Origin of the sequence: Mitsuaria sp. RG (assembly GCF_028369275.1) — a bacterium.
Taxonomy (GTDB): Bacteria; Pseudomonadota; Gammaproteobacteria; order Pseudomonadales; family Pseudomonadaceae; genus Aquipseudomonas; species Aquipseudomonas peradeniyensis.
Genome location: NZ_JAQMYQ010000056.1, coordinates 1 through 18794 on the forward strand (window position 1 = coordinate 1; position 18794 = coordinate 18794).

Genomic DNA, 18794 nt, shown 5'->3' on the forward strand with positions numbered 1-18794 from the left:
GGGTGAAAGTCAGGCCATTGTGGCCGCTGACCGGCAGCCCTTGGGCATTGGTCAAGGTCACGGTATAGGTGATCTGACCGCCTTCGGACACAGTGGTCTTGTCGGCGGTGAGGGTCGCTACCACTTCGCTGACGGTGTCGGTGATCTGCACGGTGGCATCGCCACCCAGCTGCAGGTTCTCGAAGGTCTTGCCCGCCACGTTGGCGTCGGTCACGCCGAGGGTCACCGAGCTGGCGTCCTTGAACACGTCGTCACCCTGGGCCGGCAGGCTGTAGGTAGCCTCGGTCTGGCCAGCGCTGATGACCACGGTGGCGCCATTGGACAGGGTCACGGTCAGGTCATGGTCGAGCTTCTGGCTGACCGACACGGTGAAGGTCGGTTGCTCGGCCTCGGTCACGTTGCCATTGCTGGCGATGCTGACGGTCACCGTGTCGATGCTGTCGCTGATCACGGTCTGGGTCGGCGTGGTGTCGGGCTCCAGCTTCTCGAAGTTGCCGCCGGTGGCACCGGTGATGCTGGTGCTGACCGTGCTGCCGTTGACGAATACGTCGTTGGCCGGGGTCTGGAAGTCGACGCTGCCGGTGCTTTCGCCAGCCTTGACGGTGATGGTCTGGCCGTTGGACAGGGTAACGGTGACCGGAGTCTGGGCCGGGTTGGTCAGGGTCACGGTATAGGTGATCACGCCGCCTTCGGTGACGCTTGGGGTCGCGGTCAGGGTGGCGGTGGTGGTGTCGATCGAGTCGTTGATCTTCGTTTCAGCGGGTGCCGGATTCGGCTCCAGTTTCTCGAAGTTGCCGCCCGTTGCCCCCGTGATCGTGGTGCTGACGGTGCTGCCATTGTTATAGACGTCATTGGCCGGGGTCTGGAAGTCGACACTGCCGGACAACTTGCCGGCCTCGATGGTGACGGTCTGGCCATTGGACAGGGTGACGGTGACCGGGGTCTGGGCCGGGTTGGTCAGGGTCACGGTGTAGGTGATCACACCGCCTTCGGTGACACTCGGGGTCGCGGTCAGGGTGGCGGTGGTGGTGTCGACCGAGTCGTTGATCACCGTTTCCGCTGGTGTCGGGTTCGGCTCCAGTTTCTCGAAGTTGCCGCCCGTTGCCCCCGTGATCGTGGTGCTGACGGTGCTGCCGTTGTTGTAGACGTCATTGGCCGGGGTCTGGAAGTCGACGCTGCCGGACGACTTGCCGGCCTCGATGGTGACGGTCTGGCCATTGGACAGGGTAACGGTGACCGGGGTCTGGGCCGGGTTGGTCAGGGTCACGGTGTAGGTGATCACGCCGCCTTCGGTGACGCTCGGGGTCGCGGTCAAGGTCGCTGTGGTGGTATCGACCGAGTCATTGATGACGGTCTGCGCTGGCGTCGGGTTCGGTACCAGATTCTCGAAGTTGCCGCCCGTTGCCTCCGTGATCGTGGTGCTGACGGTGCTGCCGTTGTTATAGACGTCGTTGGCCGGGGTCTGGAAGTCGACGCTGCCGGACGACTTGCCGGCCTCGATGGTGACGGTCTGGCCATTGGACAGAGTGACGGTGACCGGGGTCTGGGCCGGGTTGTTCAAGGTCACGGTGTAGGTGATCACGCCACCTTCGGTCACGCTCGGGGTCGCGGTGAGCGTGGCGGTGGTGGTGTCGATGGTGTCGGTGACCTGGGTCACCGCCGGGGTGGTGCTTGGCGTGACGATCAGGCCGTTACCGCCAGTCGTGCCGGTAATGGTCGCGGAGATCTGGCCGCCATCGATGTAGGGCGTGTCGTTGGCCGGGATGTCGACGTTGACGGTGCCGGTGGTCTGGCCGGCCGGGATCACGATGACGGCGCCGTTGGACAGGGTCACGGTCAGGTTGGTCAGCGGTGGTTGGCCGACGGTGGCGGTATAGACGATGACGCCACCCGCCTCGGTGATCGTGGGGGTGGCGCTCAGGGTCAGCCCTGTGGTGAGCGGGACGTTGGTCGTGTTGGTGCTGGCAGCGTTGCCGTCCAGCCCGCCCAGCTCCTCGACCGCCAGGCCGTTGGCGAAGCCTATCGGGCCAGTGGGGAAGCCGATGCTCGGATCGACCACCCCGGCGGTCTCCTCGAGCAGGACGAAGCTGTGTCCGCCGCCGACCGAGCCGCCGCCTGCCGCGGCTGGGCCGGCTGCGGTGGCTTCCAGCTCGGTGGTCGGGTCGACACCGGCGGCGATGGCCTGTTGCAGCTCTTCGACCGAGGGCGCTGCCTGGGCGGTGGCCTGGCTCAGGTCGGTGCTGCTGTCGGGCGCGTCGGCGCTCCACTGGGTGTCGCGGCCCAGGTCGAGCACACGGCCGTCGGCCAGCTCCAGGGTGACCGCGCCGCCCGCGCCGGTGTCTACCTGTTCACCTGCCAGCAGGCGATCGCCTTCGATCAGTACGCGCCGGATGCCTTCTGGGGAAACTGCGATGACTTGGCCAACAATGCTTTTGACGATGGCGACAACAGTGCTCATTGGACTCTCCGGGCTACCTGTTCAGTTGGCTTCCATGCCTGGCCGGCGTTCGAGGGCGGCGACTGATGGAATGTTTCAAATAATGTTTTTGACGCTGATTTGCGTCAATTTTACGTCTATAATTTCTGGCTATTAAGTTTATGCCAAACTATTGACCTTCTGGCTGCCATCCTAAACAATCGCCAAGGTAATGTCACATTGATATTTGGCCAGCTAAGCCCTTTCTTTTGTATTAATCGCACTGCCTATTCGGAAGCTTCCTACATACAGGATCAGGGTTTGCCATTTTCCAGGGCAGGCACGGCTTCGGCTGTGATTTGGGACAACAGCTCTCTCGGGAACCAGTAAAAATGCGTGCGTCACTGTTCACCGCTCTTCCTTTCGCTCTCGCCGCCACATTCGTTCAAGCACAAACCTTGCCCGAAGCCATGCAGAAGGCCCTCGAGGTCCATCCGGAAATCCAGGCCGGCGTGAACGCCCGCACGGCTGCGGACTATCAGCTGCGCGCTGCCCAGGGCGGCTATTTGCCGCGGGTCGACGTGACCGCCGGCTATGGTCGTGAGGGCACCGACAGCCCGAGCACCCGCAACCGCTGGGAGACCCTGAACCGTGGCGAGTCGGCTATCCGCCTGCGGCAGATGGTCTTCGACGGCTTCGCCACCTCCAGCGAGGTTGGCCGTCAACAGGCCACTGTCAACGCCCGCGCCTACTCCCTGTTGGGGACCTCCGAGCGCACCGCGCTGACCGTCGCCCAGGTCTACCTGGACGTGCTGTCGCGCCGCGAGATGGTGCGCCTGGCCGAAGACAACCTGCGCAACCACGAGCGCATCCTCGACCAGATCAAGCTGCGCACCAGCCGCGGCGTCGGTCGCCTGGCCGACCTCGACCAGGCCGAGGCGCGCCTGGCCCAGGCCCGCAACAACCTGATCACCGAGCAGACCAACCTGGCCGACGCCAACACCAACTACCTGAGCGTCGTCGGCCAAATGCCCGACGAGTTAAGCACGCCCGCGCCATTTGTCGACCTGCTGCCGGCCACCCTCGACGAGGCTCGCCACCAGTTGGTCGAGGAAAGCCCGATCCTGCGTTCGGCTGAGTCGGACATCGCCGCCGCCGAGAAGCAATACGAAGCGGCAAAGTCTACGTTCTATCCACGTTTCGATGCCGAACTCGGACGAACGGCCGACAACAACCTCGACGGCGCCGTCGGCCACAACAACGAATGGCAGGCCATGCTGCGCATGAACTTCAATTTGTACGCCGGTGGCAGCAACAAGGCCGACCTGGAATCGAAGTCGTACCTGGCCAACCAGGCCCTGGACATTCGCAACAACGCCTTGCGCCAGCTCAATGAGGAGTTAGGCTTGGCATGGAATGCTCTGGAGAACGCCAACGCCCAGGTGCCGATCGCCCAGCAGTATGTCGATCACAGCAACCGCGTGCGCAGCGCCTACCAGCAGCAGTTCGGCCTGGGCGAGCGTACCTTGCTCGACCTGCTCGACAGCGAGAATGAAACCTTCACCGCCCAGCGTCGTCTGGTAGAGGTGAAGAACACACAAATGTTTACTCAGTACCGAATCAAGGCGACCATTGGTCAACTGCTCAAGAGCCAGGGTGTCGTAGCACCGATGGCCTCCGTTGTGCAGAACGACCTGAAACCCAAGGTGAACCTGCCAGGCATGAACTGAAAGGCGCACCTTGAATCACCCCCGCAAGGATGAAGAGAGCGCCGCGTGGAATCCGAAGTCAGTCGAGTCCAACTCAGCCACGATCCACGCAGTCAGCATGACGACCCGCTGCTGGACAGTCTGCTGACCCTGTGTGTCCTGCACCAGAAGCCCGCCAGCCGGGCCATGCTGACCACCGGGCTACCCTTGCCCTCGCAGCGCCTGACCGCCGAACTGCTGCCCCGCGCAGCCGCCCGGGCCGGGCTGCAGGGGCGCCTGCTGCAGCGCAAGCTCGAGCAGATCCCCAGCATCGCCATGCCGGCGATGCTGCTGCTCAAGGAAGGCCGCTGCGCCGTGCTGCTCGGCTGGGAGAACGAAGACACCGCGCGCCTGCTGCTCAGCGAGAGCGACGGCGGCGAGGTGCATGTCACCCGTGAAGCGTTGCAGGGCGACTACAGCGGCAAGGTGTTCTTCGCCCAGCCGCAGCACAAGTTCGACGTCAACCACGGCAACCTGATCCCGCGCGCGCGCTCCTGGTTCCGCGACACCCTGCTGCGCAGCAAGTGGCTGTACATCGATGCCATCGCCGCCAGCCTGGTGATCAACCTGATCGCCCTGGCCGCGCCGCTGTTCGTGATGAACGTGTACGACCGCGTGGTGCCCAACCAAGCCACCTCGACCCTGTGGGTGCTGGCGGTCGGCATCGCCGGTGCCTATGTCTTCGACCTGATCCTCAAGGGTTTGCGCAGCCTGTGCCTGGACCTGGCCGGCAAGAAGACCGACCTGATCATCTCGGCGACGCTGTTCGAGCGCATTGTCGGGATGTCGATGAAGTACCGCCCGGCGCGGGTCGGCAGCTTCGCCCAGAATATCCACGAGTTCCAGGGCCTGCGCGACTTCCTCGCCTCGCTGACCCTGACCAGTCTGATCGACCTGCCGTTCACGTTGCTGATCCTCATGGTCATCGCCATCATCGGTGGGCACCTGGTGTGGATTCCGATCCTGGCCTTCCCGTTGGCGCTGGGTATCGGCTACGCCCTGCAGAAGCCGCTTATGGCGACCATGGAGCGCACCATGGCCCTGGCCTCAGAGCGCCAGTCGAGCCTGATCGAGACCCTCGCCGGGCTGGATGCGGTCAAGGTCAACAACGCCGAGAGCGAGCGCCAGTACATGTGGGAGCAGACCCTCGGCACCCTGAGCCGCCTGGAGCTGCGGGTGAAGGTGCTGTCGGGCCTGGCCATGAACATCACCGCGCTGATCCAGCAACTGGCCGGCGTGGCGATGATCTGCGTGGGCGTGTACCTGATCATCGACGGCAACCTCAGCATGGGCGGCCTGGTGGCCTGCTACATGCTCAGCGGTCGCGCCCTTGGCCCGCTGGGCTCGCTGAACGGCCTGCTGGCCCGCTACCAGCAAGCCAAGGTGACCATGGTCGCCACCGACCAGATGATGGAGCTGCCCCAGGAGCGCAACTTCGAGGAGCGCCCGCTGAGCCGCCAGGTGCTGCAGGGCGCCATCGAATTCCGCGGCGTCGAGTTCACCTACCCGAACCAGCAGAACCAGGCGCTCAAGGGCATCAACCTGAACATTCGCCCGGGCGAGAAGGTCGGCATCATCGGCCGCAGCGGCTCGGGCAAGAGCTCCCTGGCCAAGCTGATCGTCGGCCTGTACGAGCCGGACAACGGCTCGCTGCTGGTCGATGGCGTGGACATTCGCCAGATCGACGTCAGTGAACTGCGCCACAACATCGGCTACGTGCCCCAGGACATCCAGCTGCTGGCCGGTACCCTGCGCGACAACCTGGTCAGCGGTGCCCGCTACATCGAGGACGAGCTGATCCTCCAGGCCGCGGAGCTTGCCGGCGTGCACGAATTCGCCCGCCTGCATCCGGACGGCTACGAGCTGCAGGTCGGCGAGCGTGGCCAGAACCTCTCCGGCGGCCAGCGGCAGAACGTCGCCCTGGGCCGGGCACTGCTGCTCAACCCGCAGATCCTGCTGCTCGACGAACCCACCAGCGCCATGGACAACACCGGCGAGGAGCGTCTCAAGCAGCGCCTGGCCGCGGTGATCGAGAACAAGACCGTGCTGCTGGTCACCCACCGGGCGTCGTTGCTGTCGCTGGTGGACCGATTGATCGTCATCGATCGTGGACAGATCGTCGCGGATGGCCCGAAAGCCGCCGTCATGGATGCGCTGAAGAAGGGGCAGATCAGTGTTGCATAAGCTGGATATCGGGCGTTTCAAGGACAACCTGCGCCGCTACTTCAAGGGCTCCGAGTCGTTGGCCGGGCAGCCGTTGCCCGAGGTCAACAAGGCGCTGATCGAGGACGCGCCACGGGTGGTGCGCCTGACCATCTGGGGCGTGATCGCGTTCTTCCTGTTCCTCATCATCTGGGCCAGCGTCGCGCCCATCGACGAGGTGACGCGCGGCGAGGGCAAGGCCATCCCGTCTTCCAAGGTGCAGAAGATCCAGAACCTTGAGGGCGGCATCGTCGCCGAGATATTCGCCAAGGAAGGGGAGATCGTCGAGGTCGGCCAGCCGCTGCTGCGCCTGGATGAAACCCGCTTCGCCTCCAACGTCGACGAGACCGAGGCCTCGCGCCTGGCCATGGCCCTGCGCGTGCAGCGCCTGACGGCCGAGGTCGAGGACAAGCCGCTGCAGATCGACGAAGAGCTGCGCAAGGCCGCGCCGAGCCAGGCCGCCAACGAACAGTCGCTGTACCTGAGCCGTCGCCAGCAGCTGCAGGACGAGCTTGGCGGCCTGCAGCAGCAGCTGGTGCAGAAGCAGCAGGAACTGCGCGAGTTCAACTCCAAGCGCGCCCAGTACGCCAACAGCCTGCAGTTGCTGCGCCAGGAAATCGCGATGTCCGAGCCGCTGGTGGCCCAGGGCGCGATCTCCCAGGTCGAGGTGCTGCGCCTGCGCCGCGCCGAGGTCGAGAACCGTGGCCAGATGGACTCCACCGCCCTGGCCATCCCCCGTGCCGAGGCGGCGATCAAGGAAGTCGAGAGCAAGATCGAGGAGACCCGCGGCAAGTTCCGCAGCGAGGCGCTGACCCAGCTCAACGAGGCCCGCACCGAGCTGAACAAGGCCACCGCCACCAGCAAGGCGCTGGATGACCGCGTGCACCGCACCATGGTCATCTCGCCGGTGCGCGGCATCGTCAAGCAGTTGCTGGTCAACACCATCGGCGGGGTGATCCAGCCGGGCAGTGACATCATCGAGATCGTGCCACTGGACGACACCCTGGTGGTCGAGGCGAAGATCCTGCCCAAGGACATCGCCTTCCTGCACCCGGGCCAGGAAGCCACGGTCAAGTTCACCGCCTACGACTACACCATCTACGGCGGCATGAAGGCCAAGCTCGAGCAGATCGGCGCCGACACCATCACCGACGAAGACAAGAAGACCACCTACTACCTGATCAAGCTGCGTACCGACAAGAGCCATCTGGGCACGGACGAGAAGCCGCTGTTGATCATCCCGGGGATGGTGGCCACGGTGGATATCATGACTGGCAAGAAGACCATCATGAGCTATCTGCTCAAGCCGATCATCAAGGCCCGCAGCGAGGCGCTGCGCGAGCGCTGACAGTCATTACGGGCCCCCTGTAGGAGCGGCCTTGTGCCGCGAAAGGGCTGCGAAGCGGCCCCAGGATTTCAGCATTGAGCAAAGATCGCCGGGGCCGCTTCGCAGCCCTTTCGCGGCACAAGGCCGCTCCTACAGGTCGGCGTATGGCCTGAAGTGCAACCCCTTCATATGGATATGCCGTAACGGTATTTAAAATACTGTTCTTATGACTTTATAGTCACTCCCACTGCGTACCCGCCGACCAATCGGCGCGCCGCACGACTCGAACCCACACGGGCAATCCCCGTGCGTTTCCGATCGTTGCGCGCCCTGAAGTCGCGCACTGCGTGGGAGTGAACAATGCCAGCCGCCTCGAACGCCTTGTCGACCATCGACAGCGCCCTGCCGCAAACCTTCGACATCCGCTCGTTCCCCGGCGCCGTCGGTGCCGAGATCATCGGCCTCGACCTGGCCCGTGCGGTCAACGCCGAGGATTTCACCCGTATCCACCGCGCCCACCTGGACCACCACGTCCTGGTGTTCCGCGACCAGCGCATCATCCCTGAACAGCAGATCGCCTTCAGCCGCCGTTTCGGCGAGCTGCAGATCCATGTGCTCAAGCAGTTCCTGCTCGCCGGCCATCCCGAGATACTGATCGTGTCCAACATCGTCGAGGACGGCCGCAACGTCGGCCTGGGCGATGCCGGCAAGTTCTGGCACTCGGACCTGTCGTACAAGGAGCTGCCGAGCCTGGGCTCGATGCTGCACGCCCAGGAGCTGCCCAGCGAGGGCGGCGACACCTTGTTCGCCGACATGCACAAGGCCTGGGACGCCGTGCCCGAGGCCCTGCGTCGGGTCGTCGAGGGCCGCAGCGCCGCCCACTCCTACACCGCCCGTTACGCCGAGACCAGGTTCGAAGGCAACTGGCGCCCGACGCTGACCGCCGAGCAACTGGCCCAGGTCCAGGAGGTCATCCACCCGGTGGTGCGCACCCACCCGGAAAACGGCCGCAAGGCGCTGTTCGTCAGCGAAGGCTTCACCACCCGTATCGTCGGCCTGCCGGATGACGAGAGCCGCGACGTGCTGCAACAGCTGTACGCCCTGAGCGTGCTGGAGCAGAACATCTACCGCCATCAATGGCTGCCCCACGACCTGGTGTTCTGGGACAACCGCTCGCTGATCCACCTGGCCAGCGGTTGCCCCGCGCACCTGCGGCGCAAGCTTTACCGCACCACCATCCAGGGCGATGCCCCGTTCTGACGACTGAGGAAACACACCATGCGCAACTCCATCAGCCGCCTGGCGGCAAGTATCGGCCTGGGCGCCAGCTTGGTTCTAGGCAGCCTGGCGGCGCCGACCGTGGCCCACGCCGAAGGGCAGATCCGCATCGCCGAGCAGTTCGGTATCGTCTACCTGCTGCTCAACGTGGTCCGTGACCAGCAACTGATCGAGAAGCACGGCAAGGAGCAGGGCCTCGACATCAAGGTCGACTGGGCCCAGCTGTCCGGCGGCGCGGCGATCAACGACGCGTTGCTGTCCGGCTCGGTGGACATCGCCGGCGCCGGCGTCGGGCCAATGCTCACCGTGTGGGATAGAACCCGCGGCCGGCAGAACGTCAAGGCCGTCGCCTCGCTGGGCAACTTCCCGTACTACCTGGTCAGCAGCAACCCGAATGTGAAGACCATCGCCGATATCTCCGACAAGGACCGTATCGCCGTCCCGGCGGTGGGCGTGTCGGTGCAGTCGCGCTTCCTGCAGTACGCCGCCGCCCTGCAGTGGGGCGACAAGGAATACAACCGCCTCGACAAGTACACCCTGGCCGTGCCGCACCCCGATGCCACCGCAGCCTTGCTGGCCGGTGGCACCGAGCTCAACGGGCACTTCTCCAACCCGCCGTTCCAGGACCAGGTGCTGGCCAACAAGAACGTGCACGTGGTGCTCAACAGCTACGACCTGCTCGGCCCCAACTCACCGACCCTGCTGTTCGCCACCGAGAAGTTCCGCAAGGACAATCCCAAGACCTACAAGGCCTTCGTCGATGCCCTGGCTGAAGCCGCCGACTTCGCCCAGAAGGACAAGGCCGCCGCCGCCGACACCTACATCCGAGTGACCAAGGCCAAGATCGACCGCGAGGCGCTGATCAAGCTGATCGACAACCCGCAGTACGAATTCACCGTCACGCCGAAGAACACCTACAAACTGGCCGAGTTCCTCTACCGGGTCGGCGCGATAAAGAACAAGCCCGAATCGTGGAAGGACTATTTCTTCCAGGATGAACGCCCGTTGCAAGGGAGCTGAGCGCCGATGACCGCCCCATTGCCAGGCCACACGGCCAGCAACCTGAGCCGTGTCGCCACCCCACCGCTGCTGGCGGTGGACAACCTGAGCCTTGAATACCGCACCGCCCAGCGCGTGGTGCGGGCCACCCACCAGGTCAGCTTCGAGGTCGACCGCGCCGACCGTTTCGTCCTGCTCGGCCCGTCCGGCTGCGGCAAGTCCACCTTGCTCAAGGCCGTGGCCGGCTTCATCGAACCCCGGGAAGGGCAGATCCTGCTCCAGGGCCAGCCGGTGCGTGGCCCAGGGCCGGACCGTATCGTGGTGTTCCAGGAATTCGACCAGTTGCCGCCGTGGAAGACGGTGAAGCAGAACGTGATGTTCCCGCTGCTGGTGTCCGGCCAACTCAAGCGCGCCGAGGCCGAGGAGCGGGCGTTGCACTACCTGGAGAAGGTCGGCCTGGCCGCCTTCGCCGATGCCTATCCGCATACCCTTTCCGGTGGCATGAAAGCCCGCGTGGCCATCGCCCGGGCATTGGCCACGCAGCCAAAGATCCTGCTGATGGACGAACCGTTCGCCGCCCTCGACGCCCTGACCCGGCGCAAGATGCAGGAAGAACTGCTGCTGCTGTGGGAGGAGGTGCGCTTCACCCTGCTGTTCGTCACCCACTCCATAGAAGAGGCACTGGTGGTGGGCAATCGTATCCTGCTGCTGTCGCCGCACCCCGGGCGGGTGCGGGCCGAGGTGCACAGCCACCAGTACGATCTCGGCAGCCTCGGTGCCAGCGACTTCCAGGCCAGTGCCCGGCGCATCCACCGGCTGCTGTTCGACGAGGCCGATGCCTCGACGCCAGCGGACGATCTGGGCTTCAACGATATCCGTATCGCCTACTGACAGGAGCCAGGGCATGACAACGACACCTGTACGCCAGGAATACGAAGTGCAGCTGCAACCCCTGCCGGGTGTGCCGCTGGAGCGCGAGCTGCCGGCGGTGCAACGCTTGTGGCAGCAGGGCTGGCTGCGCAAGGCCGTGATCCTGGTACTGCTTGCGGTGGTCTGGGAGGCCGTGGCCCGCTATACCGGCAACGACCTGCTGCTGCCGAGCTTCCTGCAGACCGCCAGCGCGTTGTGGGACGGGTTGCTCAGCGGCGAGCTGCCGGCCAAGGTCGGCGTATCGCTGGTGGTGCTGCTCAAAGGCTATGTGCTGGGCATCGTCCTGGCCTTCGGCCTGACCAGCCTGGCCGTCTCGACGCAAGTGGGGCGCGACCTGCTGGGCACGCTGACCTCGATGTTCAATCCGCTGCCGGCCATCGCCCTGTTGCCGCTGGCTTTGCTCTGGTTCGGCCTGGGTGACAACAGCCTGATCTTCGTGCTGGTGCACTCGGTGCTGTGGGCGCTGGCGCTGAACACCTACGCGGGCTTTCTCGGCGTGTCCGAGACCCTGCGCATGGCCGGACGCAACTACGGGCTGCGCGGCCTGCGCCTGGTGCTGCACATCCTGGTACCGGCGGCGCTGCCATCGATCCTGTCAGGGCTGAAGATCGGCTGGGCTTTCGCCTGGCGCACGCTGATCGCCGCCGAGCTGGTGTTCGGTGCCAGCAGCGGCAAGGGCGGACTGGGCTGGTACATCTTCCAGAACCGCAACGAGCTGTACACCGACAAGGTGTTTGCCGGGCTGGCCGTAGTGATCCTGATCGGCCTGCTGGTGGAGGGGCTGGTGTTCAACACCCTGGAGCGGCTGACCGTGCGGCGCTGGGGCATGCAGCGCTAGATTCGTGCTGCCGGTGTTGCCTTCTTCGCGGGTAAACCCGCTCCCACAGGTTATGCATGGACCCTGTGGGAGCGGGTTTACCCGCGAAGAAGATCACGCAAAACTCAATCCCGATATTGCGCCGCCGCACTGGCCAATGTCCGCGCTATCTCCTCGCGCAACGCCTGCGGCGCTTCCACCACCAGCCCTTGCCCCTGGCTCAGCAACCACAACCGCAGGGGCCAGCCATCCGCCACCGTCGCCCGCAGCCGGTGCCCCTGCTCCAGGGCGGTCAGCTGCATGTCGGCGGTCAACGGCGCTTCGCGCAGCCGGCGGGCCAGCAGGTCGCTGATCCATGCCTGCAATTCGACGCCTTCCCCTTGCCCGGGCTGCAGCGTATCGCCGCGCAGATAACCCTGCAGATCGAAATTCCCACGCAGCTCGCCACCGGCATTGGCCGACCAGTGCCAGCCAAACGGGATGCTCTTGTCGTTGCGCTCCAACGGAAAGATCAGCGACAGCTCGTTGAGATCACGCTCGACCGTGCGTTTGCTGACGGTGAAGCCCACGTCACGCAGGCGCCACACCAGTTCGGCACTGGTGATCCCGGGGGAGCGGCTGGGCAACTGACGGAGCAGGGCCCATTGGCGGCTGAGGGTGGCGCGGGTGGTGGCGAACGGCAAAAGGAAACGTCCTTGTCTAGGCTTGCCGGCATAGGATGGCGGCACGGGTAGGGCATGGCAATTGGCCACAGCGTGCTCAGATCAAGGAAGATGCATTTGGTTGCCTGGGATCAATTCGTTCGCGACAGGTTTTGTCGTGGCATCGCGCAGAATCACGCCTCACCACAGTGGAGGTTGGAGCTGTGGGTCGTTCAATGAGGATGAACATGTCTGCCGCCAGCAATATCCATTCGCTGCTCGCCCGGCTTCTCCCCGAGCGGATCGTCCCGGTCCCGGCACGCCCCGGGCAGCGCCACAGGCTGTTCGCCGGGATCGGCATGCCCAGCCAGCAGGCCCTGAGCGGCGAGCGCTTCGGCCTGACTGATCGGCTGGACGAGGCGGTCGACCTGCAGGCGGTCTACCATGACCTGTGCCGCCAGGCATTGCTGGGCAATGTCGGGGCGCTCAACGACCTGGGCTGGATCTGGCTCAACGGCAAGTACTGGCGTGGCGACACCGTGCTGGCCGGGCACCTGCTGCGCATGGCCGCCCTGCAGGGCAATGCCGCGGCCTGGTTCAACCTGGGCCAGCAGCATTACTTCGGCAAGGGCGTGGAGGTCTCGTACACCAACGCGGCCGAATACTACCGCCATGCCTTCGAGCGGGGCATGGTGCATGCCGCCGCGGCGCTGGGCGACTTGTACGAGGAAGAGGTGTGCGAGGGCGACCAGGTGTGGCAGGTCGACCTGCTCGAGGCCTACCAGTGGTTCCTGCGCGGTGCCCAGCGCGGCGAGACGCGCTGCCGCTTCGAGGTGGGTTACCGGTTGTTGCATGGGCTGTATGTCGAGGCGGACACCAAGGCCGGGCTGTATTGGCTGGAGCTGGCGGCGGCGACCGGCGTGATGCAGGCGGCCGAGGAGCTGGCCGTGCATTTCAGCAGCTGCGACGCGGCGCGCTACCTGGGCTGGCGCGACCAGGCGATCCAGATGGGCAGCACCCTGGCGCTGACCATGAAGCTGGAAGACCAGATCCAGCCGTGAGGCAAGGTTCAGCGCGGCCCCTGTAGGAGCGGCCTTGTGCCGCGAAAGAGCCGCGTAGCAGCCCCGGCGATATCAGCTTGATGCACGAAACATGGGGGCGCTTCGCACCCCTTTCGCGGCACAAGGCCGCTCCTACAGAGATCGTGATATCCGGGTAGATGAACAACCTTTCATCGTCTCCCTCCGTCACCCCCGGTTGACGACAGGGGTAGGGCAGGGCGTATATTGATAGTTAGCAAACTATGAATATCCTCGGTTCCCACATGTCTCTCGACGCACTGCACCTGAAAATCAGCAGCGGCATGGTCGTGGCCGCCCGTCACTGGCGTCGCCTGTGCCAGGGCGCCCTGACCGGCTACGGCATTTCCGAAGCCTGCGCCGTGCCGCTGCTGATGATCGTGCGCCTGGGCGACGGTGTGCACCAGGTGGCGGTGGCGCAGGCGGCCGGGCTGGAAAGCCCGTCGCTGGTGCGCCTGCTCGACCAGCTGTGCAAGGCCGGCCTGGTCTGCCGCAGCGAGGATCCTCTGGACCGCCGCGCCAAGGCCCTGAGCCTAACCGTCGAGGGCCGCGCCCTGGCCGAGTCCATCGAAGGCGAGCTGGTGCGCCTGCGCCGTGAGGTGCTCGGCGGTATCGACCAGGCCGACCTGGACGCCACCTTGCGGGTGATCCAGGCGTTCGAAGCCGCGGGCGTGATGCCATGAGCGGCTTCTTCAGCTCGGTGCCACCGGCCCGTGACTGGTTCTACGGCGTGCGCACCTTCGCCGCGTCGATGATCGCCCTGTACATCGCCCTGCTGATGCAGCTGCCGCGCCCGTACTGGGCCATGGCCACGGTGTACATCGTCTCCAGCCCGTTCCTCGGCCCGACCACCTCCAAGGCGTTGTACCGGGCGCTGGGTACGTTGCTGGGCGCCGGCGGGGCGATTCTCCTGGTGCCGCCGCTGGTGCAGTCGCCGCTGCTGCTGAGCATTGCCATCGCCCTGTGGACCGGCACCCTGCTGTTCCTTTCGCTGAACCTGCGCACGGCCAACAACTACGTGCTGATGCTGGCTGGCTACACCCTGCCGATGATCGCCCTGGCGGTGGTCGACAACCCGCTGGCAGTGTTCGATGTGGCTTCCTCCCGGGCCCAGGAGATCTGCCTGGGCATCGTCTGCGCGGCGGTGGTCGGCGCGATTTTCTGGCCGCGCCGGCTGGCACCGGTGGTGGTGGGCGCGACCGGCAACTGGTTCGCCGAGGCGATCCGCTACAGCGATACCTATTTGGCCCGCGAGGCCAGCGCCGACAAGGTCGGCGGCATGCGTGGCGCGATGGTCGCCACCTTCAATTCGCTGGAATTGATGATCGGCCAGCTCGGCCACGAAGGCGCCGGCCCGCACACCCTGAAAAATGCCCGTGAGCTGCGTGGCCGCATGATCCACCTGTTGCCGGTGATCGATGCCCTGGACGACGCCCTGATCGCCCTCGAGGGCCGCGCCCCGGCCCAGTTCGCTCAGTTGAAGCCGGTACTCGACGCTGCCCGTGAGTGGCTCAAGGGCACTGCCGACAGCGCCTCGGTGGCGCGCTGGACCGCCCTGCACGAGCAGATCGACCGTCTGCAGCCCGGCGCCGCTGCCATCGACCAGCGTGCCGAGCTGTTGTTGTCCAATGCCCTCTATCGCCTGACCGAATGGACCGACCTCTGGCAGGACTGCTGCACCCTGCAGCACGCACTGCGCAAGGACGACGCCACGCCGTGGCGCGCGGTCTACCGTCACTGGCGCCTGGGCCGGCTGACGCCGTTCTTTGACCGTGGCCTGATGCTCTATTCGGTGTTCTCCACCGTCACCGCCATTATCGTCGCCTGCGGCCTGTGGATCGGCCTGGGCTGGAACGATGGCGCCAGCGCGGTGATCCTCGCCGCGGTGTCGTGCAGCTTCTTCGCCGCCATGGACGACCCGGCGCCGCAGATCTACCGGTTCTTCTTCTGGACCCTGATGTCGGTGATCTTCTCCAGCCTGTACCTGTTCCTGGTGCTGCCCAACCTGCACGACTTCCCGATGCTGGTGCTGGCCTTCGCCGTGCCGTTCATCTGCGTCGGCACCCTGACCGTGCAGCCGCGCTTCTACCTTGGCACCCTGCTGACGATCGTCAACACCTCGACCTTCATCAGCATCCAGGGCGCCTACGACGCCGACTTCTTCACCTTCATCAACGCCAACCTGGCCGGCCCCGTGGGCCTGCTGTTCGCCTTCATCTGGACCCTGGTGGTGCGCCCGTTCGGCGTGGAGCTGGCGGCCAAGCGCATGACCCGCTTCACCTGGCGCGACATCGTCGAGATGACCGCGCCGGCCACCCTGGCCGAGCACCGCCAGGTCGGCGTGCAGATGCTCGACCGGCTGATGCAGCACCTGCCACGCCTGTCGCAGACCGGCCAGGACAGCGGCGTGGCCCTGCGCGACCTGCGCGTGGGCCTGAACCTGCTCGACCTGCTGGCCTACCTGCCGCGTGCCGGCGCCGAGGCCCGCGAGCGCCTGCGCACGGTGATCGAGGAGGTCGGCAATCACTACGCTGCCTGCCTGCGCGCCGGCGAGCGCCTGCATGCCCCGGCGGCGCTGCTGCGCAACATGGAGCGTGCGCGCCTGGCGCTGAACCTGGACGAGCTGTACGAACGCGGCGACGCCCGCACCCACCTGCTGCACGCCCTGAGCGGCCTGCGCCTGGCGCTGCTGCCGGGCGTGGAAGTGATGCTCGAGCCTGCCGAGCAAACGCAACTGCCCCCCGGGCTCGACGGAGCGCCCCTGTGATCGGTGAACTGGATATCAGCGGGGTATTCCTGCCCACGCTGCTGGTGATGATGTTTGGCACCTACCTGCTGTTCCTCGGGGTGCACGCGGTGCTGGTGCGCCTGCATTTCTACCGCCTGGTCTGGCACCGGGCGCTGTTCAACGTTGCCCTGTATGCCGTGCTGCTTGGCGCGGTGGACCACTTTTGCCGAAGCCTGATGCTGCCATGAAAAAACCTTTGCTGACCCTGGGCCGCGTGGTCCTGACCTTGCTGGTAGTGACCTTCGCCGCCGTGCTCGTGTGGCAGATGGTGGTGTACTACATGTTCGCCCCCTGGACCCGCGACGGTCATATCCGCGCCGACGTGATCCAGATCGCCCCGGATGTGTCCGGGCTGATCCAGAAGGTCGAGGTGCGTGACAACCAGACCATCAAGCGCGGCGACGTGCTGTTCACCATCGACCAGGACCGCTTCACCCTGGCCCTGCGCCAGGCCAAGGCGACCCTGGCCGAGCGTCAGGAGACCCTGGCCCAGGCCTCCCGCGAGGCGCAGCGCAACCGCAAGCTGGGCAACCTGGTGGCGGCCGAGCAGCTTGAAGAGAGCCAGTCCCGCGAAGCCCGCGCCCGCTCGGCGGTGAACGAGGCCCAGGTGCAGGTGGATGTGGCCCAGCTCAACCTCGACCGCTCGGTGGTGCGCAGCCCGGTGGACGGCTACCTCAACGACCGCGCCCCGCGCGCCCACGAGTTCGTCAGCGCCGGGCGCCCGGTGCTGTCGGTGGTCGACAGCGCCTCGTACCACGTTGACGGCTACTTCGAAGAGACCAAGCTGGGCGGTATTCATATCGGCGACGCCGTGGAGATCCGCGTGATGGGCGACAACACCCGCCTGCGTGGCCGCGTGCAGAGCCTGGCCGCCGGCATCGAGGACCGCGACCGCAGCAGCGGCGCCAACCTGCTGCCCAACGTCAATCCTGCGTTCAGCTGGGTGCGCCTGGCCCAGCGGATTCCGGTGCGCATTGCCTTCGACGAAGTGCCGCAGGACTTCCGCATGATCGCCGGGCGCACCGCCACGGTGTCGATCATCGAGGGCCAGCATCCATGAAACAGCTGATCCTGGCGGGGCTGTGCCTGTCCCTGGGCGCCTGCATGATGGTCGGCCCTGACTACGAGCTGCCCAAGGACGCCGCCGTGCAGCGCGGCGACCTCAATGGGCCGCTGCGCCAGGACGCCGACAGCGTGGTCTCGGCGCCGGTGCCCGAGGACTGGTGGCAGCTGTACCAGGATCAACGGCTCAACGAGCTGGTGCGCCAGGCCCTGAGCGCCAACACCGAACTGCGCGTGGCCGCCGCCAATATCGCCAAGGCCCGTGCCCAGGTGGAGGTGGCCGAGTCCCAGGGTGGTTTCAACGGTGGCGTCAAGCTGGGCGCCCAGCGTCTGCAGGAGTCCGGCGAGGCCTTCCTGCAGCCGGAGAAAGTGCCGGTGGCCAATATCGGCGAAGCGATCATCAGCGCCAGCTACCAGTTCGACCTGTGGGGTACCTTCAAACGCGGCACCGAGGCCGCCAAGGCCAACGCCGACGCGGTGCAGGCCGCCGCCGACACCGCGCGCATCACCCTGGTGGCCGATGTGGTCAAGGCCTATACCCAGGTGTGCTCGGCCAACGAGGAATACCACATCGCCCGCGAATCGCTGGACCTGCAGCAGCAGAGCGTGCAGCTGACCCAGCGCCTGCGCGACGCCGGGCGTGGCGACGAGACCCAGGTCACCCGTTCGCAGACCCAGTTCAAGTCCCTGCGCGCCGAACTGCCGCGCTTCAAGGCCGAACGTGAGGCGGGCCTCTACACCCTTGCTGCGTTACTGGCCAAGCCGGTCGAGCAATTGCCCGCCGGCACCGCCGATTGCGCCGAACTGCCCCATCTGTCGCAGCTGGTGCCGGTCGGTGACGGCGCGGCCCTGCTCAAGCGCCGCCCGGACGTGCGTCAGGCCGAGCGCCAGCTGGCGGCGGCCACCGCCAGCATCGGCGTGGCCACCGGCGCGCTGTACCCGGACATCAGCATCGGCGCCCAGGTGGGCACCATCGGCATTCTCGAGAACCTCGGCGAGCCGGCCACCAACCGTTGGGGCTTCGGCCCGCAGATCAGCTGGAACATCCCCACCAACGGTACCCGCGCGCGCATCCACATGGCCGAGGCCTCGACCCAGGCGGCGCTGGCGCATTTCGACGGGGTGGTGCTCAACGCCATTCGCGAAACCCAGACCCGCCTGGCGCAGTACAGCGCGTTGCTGGATCGACGCGACGCACTGGCCGAGGCGGAGCGCTCGGCCAAGGAGTCGGCGGACCAGACGCATCTGCGTTACCAGGTGGGGCGTGAGTCGTTCCTGGCGGATCTGCAGGCGACGCGGACCTATACAGACGTGCGGGCGCAGCTGGCGGCGGCCAACAGCCAGGTGGCGATGGGGCAGATCGGGGTGTTCCTGGCCTTGGGTGGCGGCTGGAAAGGCAGTGCCAGACCCTGATGATTCCCCTGTAGGAGCGGCCTTGTGCCGCGAAAGGGCCGCATAGCGGCCCTGGCAGCAGTAATGCATGAATCGCTGGGGCTGCTCTGCAGCC

General features: G+C 65.8%; 15 protein-coding genes. 13 read left to right on the plus strand and 2 right to left on the minus strand.

What is annotated here, in order from left to right; genetic code table 11:
- On the minus strand, positions 1 to 2458 hold a 2458-nt coding region (locus POF53_RS22980; RefSeq protein ID WP_498969579.1), incomplete at its 3' end, for a retention module-containing protein.
- A gap of 350 nt (positions 2459 to 2808) precedes the next feature.
- On the opposite strand from POF53_RS22980, the gene POF53_RS22985 reads away from it, so the two are divergent.
- The 7 genes from POF53_RS22985 (at position 2809) to POF53_RS23015 (ending at position 11738) form a co-directional block, all read left to right on the plus strand.
- Complete coding sequence (locus POF53_RS22985; RefSeq protein ID WP_110735609.1) at positions 2809 to 4146, plus strand: TolC family outer membrane protein; 1338 nt, start codon at positions 2809 to 2811, stop codon at positions 4144 to 4146.
- A gap of 45 nt (positions 4147 to 4191) precedes the next feature.
- A complete protein-coding gene (locus POF53_RS22990) occupies positions 4192 to 6348 on the plus strand; it encodes a type I secretion system permease/ATPase (RefSeq protein ID WP_203649469.1) in 2157 nt (718 codons plus the stop codon).
- The gene (locus POF53_RS22995; protein WP_186734130.1) at positions 6338 to 7714 is read left to right on the plus strand and encodes an HlyD family type I secretion periplasmic adaptor subunit; all 1377 of its coding nucleotides are present in this window, start codon (positions 6338 to 6340) and stop codon (positions 7712 to 7714) included. Before POF53_RS22990 ends, POF53_RS22995 begins: the two co-directional genes overlap by 11 nt.
- A 339-nt stretch (positions 7715 to 8053) precedes the next feature.
- Complete coding sequence (locus POF53_RS23000; protein WP_498969582.1) at positions 8054 to 8953, plus strand: TauD/TfdA dioxygenase family protein; 900 nt, start codon at positions 8054 to 8056, stop codon at positions 8951 to 8953.
- Between the two features lie 18 nt (positions 8954 to 8971).
- On the plus strand, positions 8972 to 9991 hold the full coding sequence (locus tag POF53_RS23005; protein WP_498969584.1) for an ABC transporter substrate-binding protein: 1020 nt from the start codon (positions 8972 to 8974) through the stop codon (positions 9989 to 9991).
- Positions 9992 to 9997: 6 nt separating this feature from the next.
- Positions 9998 to 10861 (plus strand): ABC transporter ATP-binding protein, encoded by an 864-nt coding sequence (locus POF53_RS23010; protein WP_028689252.1) that lies wholly within the window; start codon positions 9998 to 10000, stop codon positions 10859 to 10861.
- A 13-nt stretch (positions 10862 to 10874) separates the two neighbouring features.
- Positions 10875 to 11738 (plus strand): ABC transporter permease, encoded by an 864-nt coding sequence (locus POF53_RS23015; protein ID WP_203649476.1) that lies wholly within the window; start codon positions 10875 to 10877, stop codon positions 11736 to 11738.
- 104 nt (positions 11739 to 11842) lie between these two features.
- On the opposite strand, the gene POF53_RS23020 is transcribed toward POF53_RS23015, so the two are convergent.
- Complete coding sequence (locus POF53_RS23020) at positions 11843 to 12400, minus strand: WCX domain-containing protein (protein WP_203649485.1); 558 nt, start codon at positions 12398 to 12400, stop codon at positions 11843 to 11845.
- A 206-nt stretch (positions 12401 to 12606) separates the two neighbouring features.
- Here POF53_RS23020 and POF53_RS23025 point away from each other — a divergent pair, with 206 nt between their 5' ends.
- The 6 genes from POF53_RS23025 to POF53_RS23050 all read left to right on the plus strand — a co-directional run bounded on the left by POF53_RS23025 (position 12607) and on the right by POF53_RS23050 (position 18700).
- On the plus strand, positions 12607 to 13419 hold the full coding sequence (locus POF53_RS23025; protein ID WP_203649487.1) for a tetratricopeptide repeat protein: 813 nt from the start codon (positions 12607 to 12609) through the stop codon (positions 13417 to 13419).
- Positions 13420 to 13682: 263 nt separating this feature from the next.
- Positions 13683 to 14120 carry a MarR family winged helix-turn-helix transcriptional regulator gene (locus POF53_RS23030; protein ID WP_028689248.1) on the plus strand — a complete coding sequence of 146 codons (438 nt, stop codon included), beginning with the start codon at positions 13683 to 13685 and terminating at the stop codon, positions 14118 to 14120.
- Positions 14117 to 16204 carry an FUSC family protein gene (locus POF53_RS23035; RefSeq protein WP_498969588.1) on the plus strand — a complete coding sequence of 696 codons (2088 nt, stop codon included), beginning with the start codon at positions 14117 to 14119 and terminating at the stop codon, positions 16202 to 16204. The genes POF53_RS23030 and POF53_RS23035 overlap by 4 nt, the downstream gene beginning before the upstream one ends.
- Positions 16201 to 16413 carry a DUF1656 domain-containing protein gene (locus POF53_RS23040; RefSeq protein ID WP_016392395.1) on the plus strand — a complete coding sequence of 71 codons (213 nt, stop codon included), beginning with the start codon at positions 16201 to 16203 and terminating at the stop codon, positions 16411 to 16413. The genes POF53_RS23035 and POF53_RS23040 overlap by 4 nt, the downstream gene beginning before the upstream one ends.
- Entirely contained in the window at positions 16410 to 17285 is an 876-nt protein-coding gene (locus tag POF53_RS23045) for an efflux RND transporter periplasmic adaptor subunit (protein ID WP_110735588.1), read from the plus strand. The genes POF53_RS23040 and POF53_RS23045 overlap by 4 nt, the downstream gene beginning before the upstream one ends.
- A complete protein-coding gene (locus tag POF53_RS23050) occupies positions 17282 to 18700 on the plus strand; it encodes an efflux transporter outer membrane subunit (protein ID WP_232854967.1) in 1419 nt (472 codons plus the stop codon). Before POF53_RS23045 ends, POF53_RS23050 begins: the two co-directional genes overlap by 4 nt.
- Positions 18701 to 18794 lie beyond the last annotated feature (94 nt).

Coding starts and splice junctions, on each gene's coding strand:
- POF53_RS22985 (WP_110735609.1), top strand. CDS start 2,809: ATGCGTGCGTCACTGTTCACCGCTCTTCCTTTCGCTCTCGCCGCCACA.
- POF53_RS23000 (WP_498969582.1), top strand. CDS start 8,054: ATGCCAGCCGCCTCGAACGCCTTGTCGACCATCGACAGCGCCCTGCCG.
- POF53_RS23005 (WP_498969584.1), top strand. CDS start 8,972: ATGCGCAACTCCATCAGCCGCCTGGCGGCAAGTATCGGCCTGGGCGCC.
- POF53_RS23010 (WP_028689252.1), top strand. CDS start 9,998: ATGACCGCCCCATTGCCAGGCCACACGGCCAGCAACCTGAGCCGTGTC.
- POF53_RS23015 (WP_203649476.1), top strand. CDS start 10,875: ATGACAACGACACCTGTACGCCAGGAATACGAAGTGCAGCTGCAACCC.
- POF53_RS23025 (WP_203649487.1), top strand. CDS start 12,607: ATGTCTGCCGCCAGCAATATCCATTCGCTGCTCGCCCGGCTTCTCCCC.
- POF53_RS23030 (WP_028689248.1), top strand. CDS start 13,683: ATGTCTCTCGACGCACTGCACCTGAAAATCAGCAGCGGCATGGTCGTG.
- POF53_RS23035 (WP_498969588.1), top strand. CDS start 14,117: ATGAGCGGCTTCTTCAGCTCGGTGCCACCGGCCCGTGACTGGTTCTAC.
- POF53_RS23045 (WP_110735588.1), top strand. CDS start 16,410: ATGAAAAAACCTTTGCTGACCCTGGGCCGCGTGGTCCTGACCTTGCTG.
- POF53_RS23050 (WP_232854967.1), top strand. CDS start 17,282: ATGAAACAGCTGATCCTGGCGGGGCTGTGCCTGTCCCTGGGCGCCTGC.